We start from the raw sequence: 17,286 nt of genomic DNA, 5'->3' as shown, positions 1-17,286 counted from the left end.
GGGAGAAAACGTGACACTTCCGAAGCGTTCCATCGCCATCGTGGCGTTCGCCATCGGCCTGCTCCTGGCAGGCGCGACGGCGTACGGCATCGGTCAGTCGGTCCAGACCGCGTCCAGCTCCGACGGAGGGTCGGGCACGGACACCGTCCAGACGGTCAACTACGGGTCGAACTGACCTCGTCCGCCTCGACCGGCTCGGCATCGCCCATCGGGGCGGTCCGGGCCGGTTTGAAGCGTCGGGAGACGACCCACGAACTGCGCGACACGCGCAGCGCGATCGCCACGACGCCGCGCTCCACCAGTCGCATGACGGGTCCTGAGTCACCTGCGAACGCCTGGTGGCGGTAGAAGAGCATCGTGACGCGCTTGCGCACGCCGTCCGGCGCGGTCGGGTACGGCGGCAGGCCCTCACGCTCGCGCAGCTCGAGCAGCGCCGTGAGCTCGGCGAGCCACGTGTCCTCGCGGGGGTCGTGGAAGTAGTTGTCGGCCTGCCAGGCCGCGTCGGGGTGGTGGAAGTGCCCCGCGACGAGCTCGGCGGAGTCGTGCAGCAGGCCGCTGCCCTCGAAGACGAGGTTGATCTGCCGCGCCTCCACGCCGAAGTCGGTCAGCGCCAGGGCGGGAACACCGGATGCGACCGCCTCGAGCAGGGCCGTGGAGCTGACCGTGACCAGGCCGACCGCGCGCTCGAGGTGGCCGGACATCGGGCCCGACTCGACCACGAGGTTCGGCGGGACGTCGACCTCCGCCAGCAGGGCGGGATACGGGTGCTGGTCGGCGTGCGTCTGCGGCTCACCCACGGTGCCGCGCACCTTGACCACGACCTCCAGGTCGGGGTGGGCCCGGGCCGTGCGCACGAGCGCCGCCACCATGCGCACGCGGTCCTCTCGGGTCTCGGGCACGAGCGCCTGGGCCGCGAAGACGATGCGATCCCGCGGCTGGCGATCACGGGGCTGGGCCGCCGGGCCGGGGGCGGCGGGGTCGGGTGCGGCCAGGAACGGCAGTCGGGCGAGGGCGTAGCGGTGCGGGATGTCGAGGGCGCGGCTCGCCTCGGCGAACGCGCGCAGCTCGCGGTGGCTGTGCAGCACGAACAGGTCGACCGAGCGACGGAACCCGAGGCCGTAGGGCAGCACCGGCAGGGCGATACCGGGCAGCCCGCTGACGATCACAGGCCGGTCGGGCCGGTTGGCGACGGCGAGCTCGATCACGGTCTGCACCGCGAGCCCACGCATCGCCGTCACCAGCACGTCGGGACGCCACGACTCCAGGATCGACCGCACGTCGGCGAGGCCGACGCGCTCGACCGCGTCCGGGTCGACCACCGTGCCAGCCACGGCCTCGGCCACCTGTCGCGCGGACGGCTCCGCCGAGCCTCGCGCGATCGCGAAGCGGACGTGCCACGAGGGCGGCACTCGACCAGCGAGTGCCGCCCCCCACTTGACGTAGGAGTCCGAGTCCGTGAGGACCAGGACGCGCACTACGCCGTCGGCGCGGGCGTGGGCTCGCGACGCAGGCGCTTCATGGGGGCCTCCTCGCCCGGCATGATGCGCTTGACGCCGTCACCGAAGGCCATCTCCAGGATGCGGATGTCGCGCACCAGGCTCATGAAGCCGTGCGGCTCCAGGCTCGCGGCCTGGTCGGAGCCCCACATCGTGCGGTCGAGCGTGATGTGGCGCTCGACCGAGCAGGCACCCATCGCGACCGCGGCGAGCGAGATCTGCAGACCCGGCTCGTGACCCGAGTAGCCGACCGGCACGCCGTAGCGCTGCTGCAGCGTGTGGATCATGCGGAGGTTGGCCTCCTGCGCGGGCAGCGGGTACGTCGACGTGGCGTGCATCAGCACGAGGCGGTCGGTCGAGAGCACCTCGACGGCGCGGTCGATCTGCTCCAGCGTGCTCATGCCGGTCGACAGGATGATCGGCTTGCCGGTGGCGGCGAGCGCGTGCAGGAGCTCGAGGTCGGTGACCGACGCCGAGGCGACCTTGTGGGTCACGACGCCGAGGTCCTCGAGGAAGTCGACCGAGGGCACGTCCCACGGGGAGGCGAACCACTCGACGCCCTTGCCGTGCGCGTACTCGGAGATCTCCAGGTACTGGTCCTTCTCGAACTCGACCTTGTAGCGGTAGTCGAGGTACGTCATCTCGCCCCACGGCGTCTCGCGGATGGTGTCCCGCATCGCCGGTGGCGTGGAGATCTCCGGAGTGCGCTTCTGGAACTTGACCGCCTGGGCGCCAGCCAGCGCCGCGACGTCGATCAGCTTCTTGGCGACGTCGAGGTCACCGTTGTGGTTGATGCCGATCTCGCCGATGACGTAGGTGGGGCGCTTGGGGCCGACGATCTCGCTGCCGATCTGCTGCCATTCAGCCATGGTCTCGTCCCTCTCGATGGTGTGACGTGGTCCCCGCGAGCACGCGATCGGCGAGCTCGCGGACGACTCCGTCGCCGCCATGGCGTCGGAGCACGATGTGGGCCGCATGGAGCGCGGCGGGATGGGCGTCGGCGACGGCGACCGGGAAGCCCACGAGGCGCAGGCAGCCGATGTCGTTGACGTCGTTGCCCAAATAGGCGATGTCGGTCAGCGCGATGCCGCGCTCGGCGGCCCAGGCGCGCAGGGCCGTGGGCTTGTCGTCGCAGCCGTGGATGACCTCGACGCCCAGCTTGGCGGCGCGAGCCGCGACGACGCCGTTGGTCTCGGTCGAGAGGATCAGCAGCTCGATGCCGGCCTTCTTGAGCATCGACACGCCCATGCCGTCGGAGCGGTTGACCGTGACGGACTCGATGCCGTTCTCGTCGACCGTGACGCGGTCGCTCGTGTGGACGCCGTCGAAGTCGGTCACGACGGCCTTGACGCGCAGCGGCGTGGGACGGTTGGCCTCACGGTGCGCCAGGGCGAGCTCGGCGAGACTGAAGTCGTCGGTCGTGTCGATCTCCATCGCGTCGGCGGGATCGACCTCGACCATGTGCAGGCGCCCGAAGAAGCGGTGGCCGTGCTCGAGGAATCCGCGGGTCCGCATCGCGTAGAACGCGCCGGTCTCGACGAACTCGGGGGAGCGGTCCTGGCGACGCAGGCGGGTCGAGGAGTCGTGGTTGATCCCGACCGGTCCGTCCTCGGTCGTGGTCCAGAGGTGCGCGTGGCTCGGGGCGACGCTGAACGCGACGTCGGCGACGTCCTGCTGCACGGCCGCGATCGCGCGATCGACGTCGGCCGGCTCGATGAAGGGGCTGGTGGCCTGGACGAACACCGTGACCTCGGGAACCGACCCGTAGCTGCCGAGCTCGTCGAGCGCGTGGCGCAGGGCGGACTCCGACGAGGCCAGGTCGCCGGCCAGGCGGCGGGGGCGGTCGATCACGAGGGCGCCGTAGCCGCGGGCGGCGTCGGCGATCTCCTCGTCGTCGGTCGAGACGATGACCGCGTTGATGCCGCGCACCTCGCGGAGCGTGCGGACCGCGCGGCCGATCAGGGGCTCGCCGCCGAGCTCGCGCAAGTTCTTGCGGGGCACGCCCTTCGACCCGCCCCGCGCCGGGATGACCGCGACCACGCCGCCCGTGGACTCCACGGGTGATGCCGGCGAGGGCGCCGGGGCAAGGTGGCTCATGTGTTCTCCGTGCGTCGGGGGCGTGTGGGGTCGGGACGGCAAGCGTCCAGGTACGCAAGGGGGACGCTAGGGATGCCTGGCGTCGTAGCGGTGAACGACACGGCAACCTGCGGCGAACGACCTTCTCGGGTGCTGAAATCCCTGGTATGACAGGAGGATTCGACCCTCGGGCGGCGTGTCGGACAGCGGCGGGGGAACGTTCGGTGAACGGTTCACGGCGTCCGTGCATCCACGGCAGATCCGCCCGTACCGTGGGGAGAATGACGACTCCGCGTGCGCTGCTGATCGCCGCCTACGACTCCCAGCTGAAGTGGTGCTCGTCGTTGCGCACCGAGCTGGCCGAGCGCGGCTTCGCCTGCGAGGCGGTCGCGCCGTCCGACCTGAAGTCGGCGTTGTCTCCCACGCAGATCGCCGATGCCGGGTTCGACCACGTGGACCTGCGGCCGTGGGACCAGATCGTCCTCGACGCCGCCACGAGCGACGTCGTCGTGGTCGCCCTCGCCGGACCCCTGGTGCAGCGCCTGTGCCACGACCTGGCCGAGCGGCTGGACGAGTCCGGGGAGCTCGGTCCGGTGCTCGTGTCGGGCTGGGTCGGCATCATCATCGAGAAGATCACGGCTGGGTACCTCGACCGTGCGTGCACCGACGTCGTCGCGGTGAACTCCGGTGCGGACCTGCGTCACTTCGCCGAGGTGGGCGAGGCCCTGGGCATCGGCAGCGCGAACCTCGTCCTGACGGGGCTGCCGTTCCTGTCGAGCCAGCCGGCCGCGCCGCGGGCGCACCGTCCGCCGCGCACGGTCCTGTGGGCCGACCAGCCGACCGTCCCGGCGGCGCCTCGCGAACGTCGCCACGTCTACGACCGGCTGATCGCGTACGCCGAGGCTCATCCCGACCGGACCGTGCTGCTGAAGCCGCGCCACCGCCCGGGCGAGGACACGTTCCACCGCATGAAGCACCACCCCGAGGACGTCCTCGACGGGGTGGAGACGCCGGAGAACTTCGCGATCGTCTACGACCCGATCACGCAGCTGCTCGAGGACACCGACCTGCTGCTGACCGTCTCCTCGACGGCGTGCCTGGAGGCGCTCGACCGTGGGCTCGACGTCGCCCTCGTGGCCGACCTCGGGATCCACGAGCGGTACGGCAACCAGGTCTTCCTGGACAGCGGCCTCCTGCGCACGTTCGAGCAGGTCACGGCCGACGAGGTCGGCCAGATGTCCGACAGCTTCCGGACGAGTTACTTCGGCGGCCGCGACCTCCCGCCGGCCCAGGTCCTCGCCGACCGGGTCGAGAAGCTGCTCGCCACGGGGGAGCGGCCCTCGCGGGACGTGTGGGCCAGCACGTACGTGCGCGGCGTGTGGGCGGCGCGCGACGCCGTCGGCGCTCCGGTGCCTGCGCGCCGCGCGCCGCTGTGGCGCCGGGCGCCGGCGGCGGGTCGGCGGAAGGTACGCCAGACCGTGGGGGACGCGCGACGGCTGGTCCGACGCGCGCTGTAGTCCGCCGGTGGGTGCCGCCCGCGGTCACCTGACCACTGTCGTGGACCGGCGATGATGCGTTGCGGTCGCTCCCGCTACCTCAAAGCATCATGCCCGGTCACTGACCGAGGAGCGGTGATGCTTCGGGGTTGCGATCGCTACCGCGATGCATCATCTCCGGTCCCGCCGGGCCGGACGGTCGGCTGATCGGGAGCCGGAGCCACGGCTCCTGGTCCGTGCCGCTTGTCGGATCCGACGGGAGCGGTCAGGTGTGGACCTCAGCGACCTGCCGCGCGGGCGATCTCCTCGGCGAAGCGGGACTGCGAGGCCTCCCAGGACAGGGAAGCGGCCTTGGTGCGGGCGCCGTCGCCGAGGAAGCGGCGCCAGCTGGGGTCGGCGAGGATCTCGTCGATCGCCTTCGTGAGCTGGGCGGGCGTGTCGACGAGGATGCCGGAGTCCTTGTGGTCGATCGACTCCTGCGTGCCGCCGGCGGACGCGTAGGCCACGGTGGGCGTGCCGTGCTGGCCGGCCTCGGCCACTACCAGGCCCCAGCCCTCCTTGAGCGACGGCATCGCCATGACCCAGGCCTCGGCGAGCAGCCGGTGCTTGGTGGCGTTGTCGACGAAACCGTGGAACGTGACGCGGTCGGCGACCCCACGGGCGGCGGCGTGCTCGCGCAGCTCGGCGTCCCACCAGCCGTCGCCGGCGACGTCGAGCGTCAGCTCCGGGTACTGGTCGACGAGGTCGGCGAGCGCGTCGATCGCGTGCTCGACCTGCTTGTGCGGCACGAGACGACCCAGGACGCACAGGCGCGGGGTCGTGCTGCGGGGGCCGCCGAGGCGCGGGGCCGGGGTGGAGCCGTTGTGGACGATCGCGATGCGGTCGCGGTCGATGCCGAGGTCGACGAGCTCGAGGCGGGTCGCCTGGGAGACCGTGACGTAGCGCGACCGGCGGTACAGGCGCGGCGCGAGCCGACTCTCGATCCACCAGCCGACCCGACCGACGAGGCCGGGGTACACGACGGGCCACTGCTCGCGGTGCACGTGGTGCAGGAGCACGACGACCGGCTTGCGCGTGGCCCAGCGGGTGAAGAAGGGGAGTCCGTTCTGCACGTCGACGACGACGTCGACACGGCCGTACCGCCCCGTCAGCAGGCGGGCGAAGATGTGGAGGTAGACGCCGAACTTGGCGCCGCTGCGGACGAAGCGCACACCCTCGACGGTCTCGTCGGCGGCCGCGCCCTCGAAGGCGGCTGCGGCGATCGTGACGCGGTGGCCGCGCTCGACCAGGCCGCGAGCCATCTGCTCGACGTAGAACTCGGAACCGCCACCCTCGGGGTGGGCGGTGTCGCGCCAGTTGCAGAACAGCACGTGCATGTCGGATCGTTCTCCCTCAAGAACTGTGAAGCTCCGAGTCCCTCAACCCGGCTCCGATCGTGACGCAGGTCACGATCTGTCACCGACCCTAACACCCGCCTGGTCCACCTCGCGTTAACCTGTCGCGGTGCCCGAACCTGACGCTGTGCTCGGACCTCGGGAGGGGACCGTCCCGCCGTTCCGCCACACGACGGCACGGGCCTGGCGCCTGTGGCGGGCGTTCGGTGTCGAGCAGTCCGACCCGGCCCGGTTCTACGGTCTGCTGGCGCGCGACTCCGCCCGCCACGTCGCGTCGCACCTGCCCGGTGAGGGCCTGCGCGGCCAGTGGGTGCTGGACGTCGGCGGGGGCCCGGGCTACTTCGCGGACGCCTTCGAGGGCGCCGGCGCGCGCTACACGCCGCTGGACTCCGACGTCGGCGAGCTCTCCGGCCTCGGCGACCTGCAGCCCGGCACCGTGATCGGCAGCGGGATGCAGCTGCCGTTCGCCGACGGCTCGTTCGACGTCGTGTACTCCTCCAACGTGCTCGAGCACGTGCCCGAGCCGTGGGTCATGGCCGACGAGATGGTGCGCGTCGCGAAGCCCGGAGGGCTCGTGTTCTGCTCCTACACCCTGTGGTTCGGCCCGTGGGGCGGCCACGAGACGTCCCCGTGGCACCTGGTCCTCGGTGGTCACCGCGCCCGGCGGCGCTACGAGCGCAAGCACGGCCACCCGCCGAAGAACGTCTACGGCGAGTCGATGTTCGCGGCCAAGGCGGCCCCCGGCATCCGCTGGGCCCGGAGCCGCACCGACGTCGACGTGGTGTCGATCGCGCCTCGCTACCTCCCGCGGTGGACCCACTGGGTCCTGCGGATCCCGCTGCTGCGCGAGGCGGTGACATGGAACCTCGCGATCGTGCTGCGCAAGCGGTGAGCGACGCGACCGACCGCGATCCGACGTTGACGTGGCGCCTGCGCCTCGTCGCGTGGAGCGTGGCGCTGACGGCCCTGGCGTTCGTCCAGGCGCCCGGCCGGGTCGTGACCGACACCAAGCTCGACCTCGTGGTCGACCCGTGGGGCTTCCTCGGGCGCGCCACGAGCGCCTGGGACCCCAACGGCGCGCTCGGCCAGCTCCAGAACCAGGCCTACGGCTATCTCTTCCCGATGGGACCGTTCTTCGGCGTCGGGCACTCGCTGGGGCTCGATCCGTGGGTCGTGCAGCGCCTGTGGTGGAGCCTCGTGATGGTCGTGGCGTTCCTCGGTGCCGTGAAGCTGGCCGGGCTCCTCGGCGTCCGTGCGCCGTGGGTGCGCATCGTGGTCGGCCTGATGTACGCCCTCTCGCCCCGCATCATGAGCGTCATCGGGGCGTCCTCCATCGAGGTGTGGCCGAGTGCCGTCGCGCCGTGGGTGCTGATCCCACTGGTGGTCGCCTCGACCTCGGGGCGCGTCCGCACGGGTGCTGCGCTCTCGGCTCTCGCGGTCGCGTGCGTCGGCGGCGTCAACGCCGCCGCGACGTTCGCCGTCGTGCCGCTCGCGGCGTGGTGGATCCTGACGCGTCCTGCCGGACGCGTGCGGCGCGGGCTGATGCTGTGGTGGCCCGTCTGCGTGCTCATGGCGACCCTGTGGTGGATCGTGCCGCTCGTGCTCCTCGGGGCGTACAGCCCACCGTTCCTCGACCTCATCGAGAGCGCGTCGAACGCCTCCCTCGCCGCGACCGCCTACGACGCCCTGCGGGGGACGTCGAACTGGGTCTCGTACGTGGACGCCAACGCCGATGCCGGACGCCGCCTGGTCACCGAGCCGGTCCTGATCGCGAACGGCGTCGCCGTGCTCGCGCTGGGTGTCGTCGCCCTGGCCCGTCGCGGCACGCCGCACCGGCGGTTCCTCGTGGGCGGCGTGCTGATCGGACTGCTCGCGGTCACGGCCGGCCACGCCAGCGAGCTGACCGGCTGGGGTTCCGCCACGATCGGCGACCTCCTCGACGGGGTCCTGGCGCCCCTGCGCAACACCCACAAGTTCGACCTGGTCCTGCGGCTCCCGCTGGTGCTCGGCGCGGGCCTGCTGCTGCAGCACCTCCTGGACGCCCGTGAGCGCGACAACGCCGACTCCGGTGCCGCCGCCCGTCTGGTGGGGGTCACGGTCCTGGCGATCGCCGCCGTGTGGGGCGCGACGGTCCCCGCCTGGTCGGCCTCCCTGGCGCCCGAGCGGTCGTTCGTCGAGATCCCGCCGTACTGGCAGGAGACGACGGACTGGCTGGCCGACCACCCGCACGGCTCGACCCTGCTGGCCCCGGCCTCGCCGTTCGGTGACTACCTCTGGGGCAGGACCGGCGACGAGCCGCTGCAGCCCCTGGCCGAGGCGCCGTGGATCGTGCGCAACCTCGTGCCGCTGACCCCGACCGGCACGATCGAGCAGCTCGACGCCTTCTCGAACCAGTTCCTGACCGGGCAGGGCAGCCCGGCGCTGGCCGACTCCCTGCGTCGCGCGGGCATCGGCACGATCGTGGTGCGCAACGACCTCGCCCTGACGTCCGACGTGCCGAACCCGGAGCTGGCGCGGGCCGCACTGACCACGACACCGGGAATCGATCGGGTCGCCGAGTTCGGTCCGCTCGTCGGCGGGCCGCCGACCTTGGAGGACGCGGCAGGGGAGAAGGTCTTCGTCGAGCAGGGCTGGCAGGCACCTCGACCGGCCGTCGAGGTGTTCCAGCTCGACGCGAGCGTGCCGGCGGAACGCCGGATCGCCCTCGACGCGACCCCCACGGTCGTCGGTGACGCCGGCACGCTCGCGACGCTCGACCGCTTCGGCTTCGAGGCGTTGGGGCTGCCCGGAGGCCTGGACGTCGTCATGGCCGATCCCGACGACGCCACGGCCGACCTGTCCGGGCCGCTGATCCTGACCGACGGCCAGCGCAGCCAGGAGACCAAGATCGGTGCGGTCCTCCACCAGCGGTCCGCGACGCTGACCGACGGCGAGCCGTTCCAGGCGGACCGCCGCATCCACGGCTACCACGAGGGCTCGCCCTTCCAGACCGTCGCACGCCTCGAGGGTGCCGACCGGATCTCGTCGTCGTCCTCGCAGTCGGACGTCGACGCGTTCCCGTTTCCGCGATCGGATCGCGGGACGTGGGCCGCGTTCGACGGCGACCCGACGACGCTGTGGAGCGCCGACCCGGGGTCGCGCGACACCACGGCCTGGGTCGAGCTGGAGGTCGGGCAGCGCCGGGACGTCGGCACGGTCAGCATCACGGCCGACCTCGCCCCGGACGAGCGGCTCGACCTGGTCGTGACCACGGAGGACGGCGACCGCACGGTCACGGCGCAGGGACGGCAGCCCGTGCAGGTCGAGGTCGGCACGGTCGCCCGGATCCGCGTGTCGGGACCCTCGAGCGCCGAGAGTCCGCTGCACTTGGTCGACGTGACCGCGTCGGGGCTCGACGTCAGCCGACCGCTCGTGCTGCCGACGGTGCCGGAGGACCTGGGTGACCCGGCAGCGATCCTGCTGAGCCGTGACGTCCCGCCGAGCACCGGGTGCCTGACGTTCGCCGACGTGACCCAGTGCCGGGCAGCCTCGCTGGTGCGAGGTGACGAGGGATCGCTGCTCGACCGCGTCGTGACCCTGCGCGCTGACCAGCAGGTCGACGCGCAGCTGCAGGTCGCCGCCGTCGGCGGTCCGGCCCTCGACCAGCTGGTGCAGGACGGGCTCCCGATCGAGGTGTCGGTGTCCTCACGGGCCAGCGACGCGCCCCAGGCCGGCGCCCCGACCCTGATCGACGGTGACGACGGCACGGGCTGGAGCGCCGACCCGGACGACCCGGCGCCGACCGTCACGCTGCGGTGGGCCGAGGCGCAGGTCGTGTCCTCGGTCGTGCTCGACACCGGCGAGCTGGCGGCCTCGACCCCGCAGACTGCCCGCGTCGAGCTGTCCGACGGGTCGGTGCACGACGTCGACCTGGAGGACGGCCGTGGCTCCTTCCCCGCGACCCTCGCGACCGGGATGCGCATCACCCTCGGGTCGGGCACGCAGGTCTCCTCGGTGAACCACGACGGCTCGATCGAGGCGTTGCCGATCGGCCTCGTCGAGGTCGGGGTCCCCGGGGTCACCGGCGCCGGGATCAGCCCGTCGGCCGAGGTGCGTGCGTACGAGTGCGGGTCCGGACCCACGATCATCGCGGGCGAGCGGCTGGTCCAGAGCCGGCTCGTGACCTCACCGGCCGACCTGCTCTCCGGCAACCCCGTGGCGACCGAGCTGTGCGACACCGAGCCGATCGAGCTGTCCGAGGGCGAGAACCGCGTCCAGGTCACCGGCGCCGGGGCGGTCGAGGCGACCGCGCTGCTGCTCGACGCCACGGGCGGAGACCCCGCGGCCGGGTCGGCGGGAGCCTCGCCCCAGGCGCTCGTGACGACCCACAACACGAACGCGGGCTGGGACGGCAGCCAGGACGGGCGGGCACTGACGCCGGTCGTGCTGAACGGCTGGCAGCAGGGATGGGTCCTCGACGACGACACCGCCGTGGCGACGTCGTTCGCACCCCAGGTGCCGTTCCGGGCGGGGCTCATGGGCGGTGCCGCGACCCTGCTGGCCCTGGTCGGGCTGGCTGCCGTGTGGCGCCGACGGGAGAGGCCCGTCGAGGTCCCCGACGGCGACGAGTCCCAGGAGCGGGCCGGACTCGCCGGCTGGGTCGTGCTGGTCGCGGTCGCGGGCCTCCTCGGCGGAGTCGTCGGCGTGGCCCTGGCCGTCGCGGGTGCCGTGGCCGGGTTCGTGTCCTGGCGGGGCACTCCGGCCGGACCGGCCGTCGCCGCTGCCGCGGTCGTGGCCGGCGGACTCGCGTACCTGCTCCGACCGTGGGGCGATCCCGCCGGCTGGGCCGGTGTGGAGGCCTTCCCTCAGGCGTGCGTGCTGGTGCTGATCGGAGCCCTGCTCGCGCCCTGGTGCCGACGACGTCGGTGGACGAGCTCCATGACCGGCTTCTCGACCAGCCGGTAGAGCAGCTCGGCGGCGGCCAGGCTGATCGCGAGCACCACGACGAACAGCAGCAGGGGATTGCTGTTGAACAGCTGGAAGCCCAGCGCCGGCGCCACGAGCTCGAGCACCACGATGTGGATGCAGAACAGGCTGTACGAGATGTGCCCGAGATGGCGGGCCCACGGCGTCGCCATGGCCCGCGCGTAGCGGGAGTCCGTCGGGCCGAGGACGCTCGGCAGCACGACGAGACCCGCCACCACGGCGTACAGCACGAGCCGCATGACGAGCTCGCCGGTCGAGCGGGGCGCGAGCGACGCGGGCCCGGTGAGCGGGGTGCTGGCGAGCGCGAACGCGGCGACCGCCATGAGCCAGCAGATGCCGGGCGCGGCGGCCAAGGTCGTGAGCACGCGCAGCGCCCGACCGCGTCCGGAGCCTCCGGAGAGCTCCAGGTGGGCGACGGCCATCGTGATGCCCACGCCGAACCACAGCAGGTAGGCCGGCAGCGCGCGCAGCGACAGGTCGGCCAGGAGCCATCCGAGGTTCAGCAGCGTCAGCGCGCCCAGCAGGAGCAGTAGTCGCCGCGGCCGCCAGCGTCGCCCGCACACGACGACCGCCAGCCACATCAGCGCGGGCAGCGCGACGTAGAAGGCCACCTCGATGTAGAGGCTCCACATCTGCGCGAGCCCACGCGGCAGGTTCTCGTCGAGGTAGTAGTCGTACATCAGCAGGTTGGCGAACCAGCGGGGGAGCACGGCTCCCGGGTCCTGGCGCACGAGGGCCAGGGCCAGGACGACGGTGACGAGGTACACCGGCACGATGCGCGCGACCCGCTTGACCGCGTACTGGCCGATCCCGTCGTGCGAAGACCCGGACCGCAGCCGCGCCAGGTACGGGTAGGCCAGGAGGAAGCCGCTCAGCACGAAGAAGATCGGCACACCGACCTCGAGCCGGTGCGCCGCGACGCCGAGCGTGCCACGGGAGTAGAAGCCGGACCAGAAGCACGTGTGGGTTGCGACCACGACGATCGCCGCGATCGCGCGCATCGTGTCGAGACCGGGGAAGGTCGGACGCGTCGTCACGGCAGCGGCACCAGGTCGCCGAGGGAGACGGTGTCGACGCAGACCGTCAGGTCCGGGGTCGCGGACCGCATCATGACGGTCGTGACCGGGTCCTCGCCGGAGAAGAAGGCCGTGTTGAGTCCCTGCAGGATCGGCATCGTGAACGGGTCGCGGTCGTCGACGCGCACCTCGACCTCGCCGTCACCCGACGCCAGATAACCCACCGACACCCACCAGAAGAAGTTGGTCCGTTCCGGATCCAGTGTCACACGCGTCCAGCGGTCGGTGACGGCGTAGCCGCAGCCCGGCTCGGGCCCGGGCTCGGCCGCGGTCGAGGCGAACACGGTCGCGGTGCGGGGCTCCCCCTGGTCGTCCAGGACGCGCAGGTTGGTGCCCATCGTGACCGCCTCGACCGTGTCGCCCAGGGGTGCGAGCAGGTGTGACGGCAGGTTGTTCGGGTAGCTCAGCGGCGACTGCACGAGGGCGGGGACCGTGAGGTCGGCGACCGGCCCGGGGTCCGCGGTGAGGCTGTCGCGGGCGTTCTCGACCCATGCGCGAGCGGGGTAGTCGGCGTGCCAGCTGTTCATGTAGGTGACCGTCGTGGTCAGGCACATCGCCGTGAAGGCGACGGCCGTCGCGGCGGTCGCCCACCGGGGCCAGCGCACGGCGGGAGTCTCGGCCACGGCACCGTCGGAGGTCGCCAGCGGGATCAGCAGCAGGCCGATCACCAGGGCGGTGACCGGGAGCGTGTCGGTCAGGTAACGCGTCATGAGGCCCGCGTCGGTGCCGAGCTGCAGGCCCCGTCCGTAGACCAGCGCGACGGTCGTCGCGGTGAGCTGCGCGAGCAGGATGACGGTGCCCGCGACCGTGACGCGCCGGTGCCGGCGCCAGCTCCAGACCAGGAAGGCCACGACGACGAGCGCGCTGAGCGCGATCACCACGAGGTGCGCCTGCGGTTGGTTCATCGGCGGGTTGTTGGTGTTCCACCGCAGCGGACCGCCGATGAGGGCGGGGAGCCACGACTCGACGAGGAGGTTCCGGGTGATGCCCGCAGCCGGTGCCGAGCCGTCGGCGCTGACGGGCGACGGCGTCGTCGCCCGGTAGACCACGAGGTACGCCACGGCGACCGCGGCGCCCGGCACGACGAGCGGCCACAGGTCGCGCAGGAGACGTCCGGGGGTGCGCCACCGCTGCGGCGGGACGAGCACGAGCAGGACCAGCAGGCCGAGCGGCACGACCATGACGAGTCCCCGTGGCCCGCTGAGGGCCCCGAGCGCCACGGCTGCCAGCGTCGTGAGGAGGTGCACGAGCCGGCGGTCGCGCCACCACTGCACGACGGCCGTGATCGCGAGGAAGAAGGCGAGGTGCAGCGGCAGCGTGTTCAGCGCCGCGGCCCACCACACCCAGCCCTCGATGGCCATGGGGGAGATCGCGTAGAACACGAGCGGGACGAGGATCAGCGGACCTTCGCCGAACAGGACCCGCAGCATCCGGGCGCACGCCCAGGCGGCGAGGGCGGCCAGCAGCACGCTGGACACGACGGCGGCGGTCCACGAGAACGGGCCGACCTGGGCCACGACCCACGAGACCAGGACGCCGACCGGCATGAGCTGGCTGTCGTGCGGGGTGAACAGGAAGTCCAGGCTCAGGGGCGTGTCGTGGGCATCGGCCAGGAAGATGAAGTCGTCGCTGTAGAACCAGCTCCCGGCCAGGGCCCACCCCGTGATCGCCGCGTGGGCCGCGATCGCGAGCCAGCTCGCGAGGCGGACCCGGTCGGCGAGGTCGAGGTCGCGCAGCACGGTGCGCGCCGCGCCGGTCCACTGTTCCGTCATGGTGCGGAGATCGTCGCACACCGCTGGAGCACCCCGGGCGTCTCGCGGCGCTAGGCTCGGCTGCCATGAGCGATGACGCCGTCGGCCGCATGCTGCAGTTCATCGACGCCTCGCCGTCGCCGTTCCACGTCGTCGCCACCGCGGCCGCGTGGCTCACGGAGGCCGGCTGGGTCGAGGTCGACGAGCGCGATCCGTGGCCGACCGAACCGGGCCGCTACCTCGTGCGACGCGGCGGCTCGCTGGCCGCGTGGTCGACGGTCGCCGCGACCGGCCCCGCCGACGCGTTCCGGGTGGTCGGCGCCCACACCGACAGTCCCAACCTGCGGCTCAAGCAGCACCACGACCGCCTCTTCGCGAACCTCGCCGTCCTGGCCCTGGAGCCGTACGGCGGCCCGCTCCTGACGACGTGGCTCGACCGCGACCTCGGGATCGCAGGCCGCATCGGGCTGCGCGACGGCTCCGAGCGGCTCGTGCACGTCGTCGACCCGGTCGTGCGCGTGCCCAACCTCGCGATCCACCTGGACCGCGACGCCGCGAACGCGCCGGACCGCCAGCGCCACCTCGACGCCGTCTGGGGAACCGGCGACGAGCCGTTCCTGACGTGGCTCGGTCGGCGCGAGGGTTTCGAGCCCGACGAGGTCCTCGGCTTCGAGCTCATGACGACCGACACCCTCCCGAGCGCCCGCGTCGGCGCGGACGGCTCGTTCGTCGCGGCACCACGCCTGGACAACCAGGCCACGTGCTTCGCGGGGGTTCAGGCGCTGATCACCGCTCCCGCCGCCGAGGGCGTCCGTCCGGTCCTGGTGATGTTCGACCACGAGGAGGTCGGCAGCACCTCGGAGCGGGGCGCTCAGTCGGACCTGCTCGCGACGGTCGTCGAGCGCACGGTGCTCGCAGCCGGTGGCACCCGCGACGACGTGCACCGCGCCGTCGCCGCCTCGATCTGCGCCTCGGGCGACATGGCGCACGCGACGCACCCGAACCACGCCGACCGGCACGAGCCGCTGCATCGCATCGTCGCGGGCGGTGGTCCGGTCCTCAAGGTCAACCAGAACCTGCGGTACGCGACCGACACCCGGGGCACCGTGGCGTTCGCCCTCGCGTGCGAGCAGGCCGGTGTCCCGCTGCAGCGCTACGTGCACCGCGCCGACCTGCCCTGCGGGTCGACGATCGGCCCGATGAGCGCGGCCCGGACCGGCATCACGACGGTCGACGTGGGGGCCCCGCAGCTCGCGATGCACTCGGCGCGCGAGCAGATGGCGGCCGCCGACGTGACGCCGTACGTCGCCGCGCTGACCGCGTTCCTCGCGCCGGCCTGAACTCGCCCGGAACTCCGGGAAACCTGAGCCTCCCCCCGCATTCACAGGAAGCCGGGGCGTCGCGTACCCTGGAGACGCGCTGATCGCCTGCGTGTGTCTCGGACCTGAGCAGACGTGCGCTCGTGATTCTGGGGACCTCGCGGTCACCATGATCCAGGGCTTTCGGCGTGTCCACCCAATTCATCCATCCATCGGAGCCCACCGGCTATGACTTCTGGTATCGCAACACCTGCTGCCGCACCGCAGGTTGCGGTCAACGACATCGGCAACGAGGCTGACTTCCTCGCTGCGATCGACAAGACCATCAAGTACTTCAACGACGGCGACATCGTCGACGGCACCATCGTCAAGGTCGACCGTGACGAGGTCCTCCTCGACATCGGTTACAAGACCGAAGGTGTCATCCCCTCCCGCGAGCTGAGCATCAAGCACGACGTCGACCCCCACGAGGTCGTCTCCGTCGGCGACGCGGTCGAGGCCCTCGTCCTCCAGAAGGAGGACAAGGAAGGCCGTCTGATTCTGTCCAAGAAGCGCGCGCAGTACGAGCGCGCCTGGGGCGACATCGAGAAGATCAAGGAAGAGGACGGCGTCGTCGAGGGCACCGTCATCGAGGTCGTCAAGGGCGGCCTCATCATGGACATCGGCCTGCGCGGCTTCCTGCCCGCGTCGCTGGTCGAGATGCGCCGCGTCCGCGACCTGGACCCGTACATCGGCCAGAAGCTCGAGGCCAAGATCATCGAGCTCGACAAGAACCGCAACAACGTGGTCCTGTCGCGCCGTGCCTGGCTCGAGCAGACGCAGTCCGCGGTCCGCCAGAACTTCCTGACCGAGCTCAAGAAGGGCCAGGTCCGCAAGGGCGTCATCAGCTCGATCGTCAACTTCGGTGCCTTCGTGGACCTCGGTGGCGTCGACGGCCTGGTGCACGTCTCGGAGCTGTCCTGGAAGCACATCGACCACCCCAACGAGGTCGTCGCCGTGGGCGACGAGGTCACGGTCGAGGTGCTCGACGTCGACATGGACCGCGAGCGCGTCTCGCTGTCGCTCAAGGCGACGCAGGAGGATCCCTGGCAGCACTTCGCCCGGGTCCACCAGATCGGTCAGATCGTGCCCGGCAAGGTCACCAAGCTCGTCCCGTTCGGTGCGTTCGTGCGCGTCGAGGAGGGCATCGAGGGCCTGGTGCACATCTCCGAGCTCGCCGAGCGTCACGTCGAGATCCCCGAGCAGGTCGTGCAGATCAACGACTCGGTCATGGTCAAGATCATCGACATCGACCTCGAGCGTCGCCGCATCTCGCTGTCGCTCAAGCAGGCGAACGAGACCGAGGCTGCGGTCGCGGACGACTTCGACCCGACCCTCTACGGCATGACCTCCTCGTACGACGAGGAGGGCAACTACATCTACCCCGACGGCTTCGATCCGGAGACCGGCGAGTGGCAGGAGGGCTTCGACGAGGCCCGCGCCACGTGGGAGAAGCAGTACGCCGAGGCGCACGAGCGCTGGGAGGCCCACAAGAAGCAGATCTCGGACGCCGAGAAGGCGAACCTCGAGGCCAGCGAGGCGAGCAACTACTCGTCCGAGGTCCCCGAGGCCGCGGACGGCGGCTCGCTCGCCTCCGACGAGGCGCTGCAGGCGCTGCGCGAGAAGCTCACGGGCGGCGAGTGATCGTCACTCACGGCTGAGAAGCACCCCGGT

At 71.8% G+C, this 17,286-nt stretch carries 12 protein-coding genes; 6 read left to right on the top strand and 6 right to left on the bottom strand.

Annotation, left to right across the window (positions count from 1 at the left end; genetic code table 11):
- The first annotated feature begins 10 nt into the window (after positions 1 to 10).
- Positions 11 to 175 carry a hypothetical protein gene (locus tag ABD127_RS05865; RefSeq protein ID WP_344198705.1) on the top strand — a complete coding sequence of 55 codons (165 nt, stop codon included), beginning with the start codon at positions 11 to 13 and terminating at the stop codon, positions 173 to 175.
- Here ABD127_RS05865 and ABD127_RS05860 read toward each other — a convergent pair.
- The 3 genes from ABD127_RS05860 to ABD127_RS05850 are packed head-to-tail and all read right to left on the bottom strand — an operon-like array spanning position 156 to position 3,593.
- Positions 156 to 1,475 (bottom strand): DUF6716 putative glycosyltransferase, encoded by a 1,320-nt coding sequence (locus tag ABD127_RS05860; protein ID WP_344198702.1) that lies wholly within the window; start codon positions 1,473 to 1,475, stop codon positions 156 to 158. The two genes, ABD127_RS05865 and ABD127_RS05860, sit on opposite strands and share 20 nt — an antisense overlap.
- Positions 1,475 to 2,365 (bottom strand): N-acetylneuraminate synthase family protein, encoded by an 891-nt coding sequence (locus ABD127_RS05855; protein ID WP_344198700.1) that lies wholly within the window; start codon positions 2,363 to 2,365, stop codon positions 1,475 to 1,477. Before ABD127_RS05855 ends, ABD127_RS05860 begins: the two co-directional genes overlap by 1 nt.
- Positions 2,358 to 3,593, bottom strand: a complete 1,236-nt coding sequence (locus ABD127_RS05850; RefSeq protein ID WP_344198698.1) for a cytidylyltransferase domain-containing protein — start codon at positions 3,591 to 3,593, stop codon at positions 2,358 to 2,360. The genes ABD127_RS05855 and ABD127_RS05850 overlap by 8 nt, the downstream gene beginning before the upstream one ends.
- A gap of 260 nt (positions 3,594 to 3,853) precedes the next feature.
- Here ABD127_RS05850 and ABD127_RS05845 point away from each other — a divergent pair, with 260 nt between their 5' ends.
- Positions 3,854 to 5,089: a DUF6716 putative glycosyltransferase gene (locus ABD127_RS05845; protein ID WP_344198695.1), complete on the top strand. Its 1,236-nt coding sequence runs from the start codon at positions 3,854 to 3,856 to the stop codon at positions 5,087 to 5,089.
- 257 nt (positions 5,090 to 5,346) lie between these two features.
- Here ABD127_RS05845 and ABD127_RS05840 read toward each other — a convergent pair whose 3' ends face one another.
- Positions 5,347 to 6,444, bottom strand: a complete 1,098-nt coding sequence (locus tag ABD127_RS05840) for a glycosyltransferase family 4 protein (RefSeq protein WP_344198692.1) — start codon at positions 6,442 to 6,444, stop codon at positions 5,347 to 5,349.
- A 127-nt stretch (positions 6,445 to 6,571) separates the two neighbouring features.
- On the opposite strand from ABD127_RS05840, the gene ABD127_RS05835 reads away from it, so the two are divergent.
- Both ABD127_RS05835 and ABD127_RS05830 read left to right on the top strand, forming a co-directional pair.
- Positions 6,572 to 7,354: a class I SAM-dependent methyltransferase gene (locus ABD127_RS05835; RefSeq protein WP_344198690.1), complete on the top strand. Its 783-nt coding sequence runs from the start codon at positions 6,572 to 6,574 to the stop codon at positions 7,352 to 7,354.
- Positions 7,321 to 11,406, top strand: coding sequence for a DUF3367 domain-containing protein (locus ABD127_RS05830; protein ID WP_344198688.1), 4,086 nt, complete (start codon positions 7,321 to 7,323; stop codon positions 11,404 to 11,406). Before ABD127_RS05835 ends, ABD127_RS05830 begins: the two co-directional genes overlap by 34 nt.
- Here ABD127_RS05830 and ABD127_RS05825 read toward each other — a convergent pair.
- On the bottom strand, positions 11,307 to 12,464 hold the full coding sequence (locus tag ABD127_RS05825) for an acyltransferase family protein (protein ID WP_344198686.1): 1,158 nt from the start codon (positions 12,462 to 12,464) through the stop codon (positions 11,307 to 11,309). The genes ABD127_RS05830 and ABD127_RS05825 overlap by 100 nt on opposite strands.
- A complete protein-coding gene (locus ABD127_RS05820; RefSeq protein WP_344198684.1) occupies positions 12,461 to 14,275 on the bottom strand; it encodes a hypothetical protein in 1,815 nt (604 codons plus the stop codon). The genes ABD127_RS05825 and ABD127_RS05820 overlap by 4 nt, the downstream gene beginning before the upstream one ends.
- Positions 14,276 to 14,340: 65 nt before the next feature.
- On the opposite strand from ABD127_RS05820, the gene ABD127_RS05815 reads away from it, so the two are divergent.
- Positions 14,341 to 15,594 (top strand): M18 family aminopeptidase, encoded by a 1,254-nt coding sequence (locus ABD127_RS05815; RefSeq protein ID WP_344198681.1) that lies wholly within the window; start codon positions 14,341 to 14,343, stop codon positions 15,592 to 15,594.
- Between the two features lie 207 nt (positions 15,595 to 15,801).
- Complete coding sequence (gene rpsA / locus ABD127_RS05810) at positions 15,802 to 17,256, top strand: 30S ribosomal protein S1 (RefSeq protein ID WP_344198679.1); 1,455 nt, start codon at positions 15,802 to 15,804, stop codon at positions 17,254 to 17,256.
- Positions 17,257 to 17,286 lie beyond the last annotated feature (30 nt).

The organism is Aeromicrobium alkaliterrae, assembly GCF_039529015.1.
GTDB classification, from domain to species: domain Bacteria; phylum Actinomycetota; class Actinomycetes; order Propionibacteriales; family Nocardioidaceae; genus Aeromicrobium; species Aeromicrobium alkaliterrae.
The sequence above is the reverse complement of the archived record's forward strand: the minus strand, read 5'-3'. Positions and strand labels throughout refer to the sequence as shown.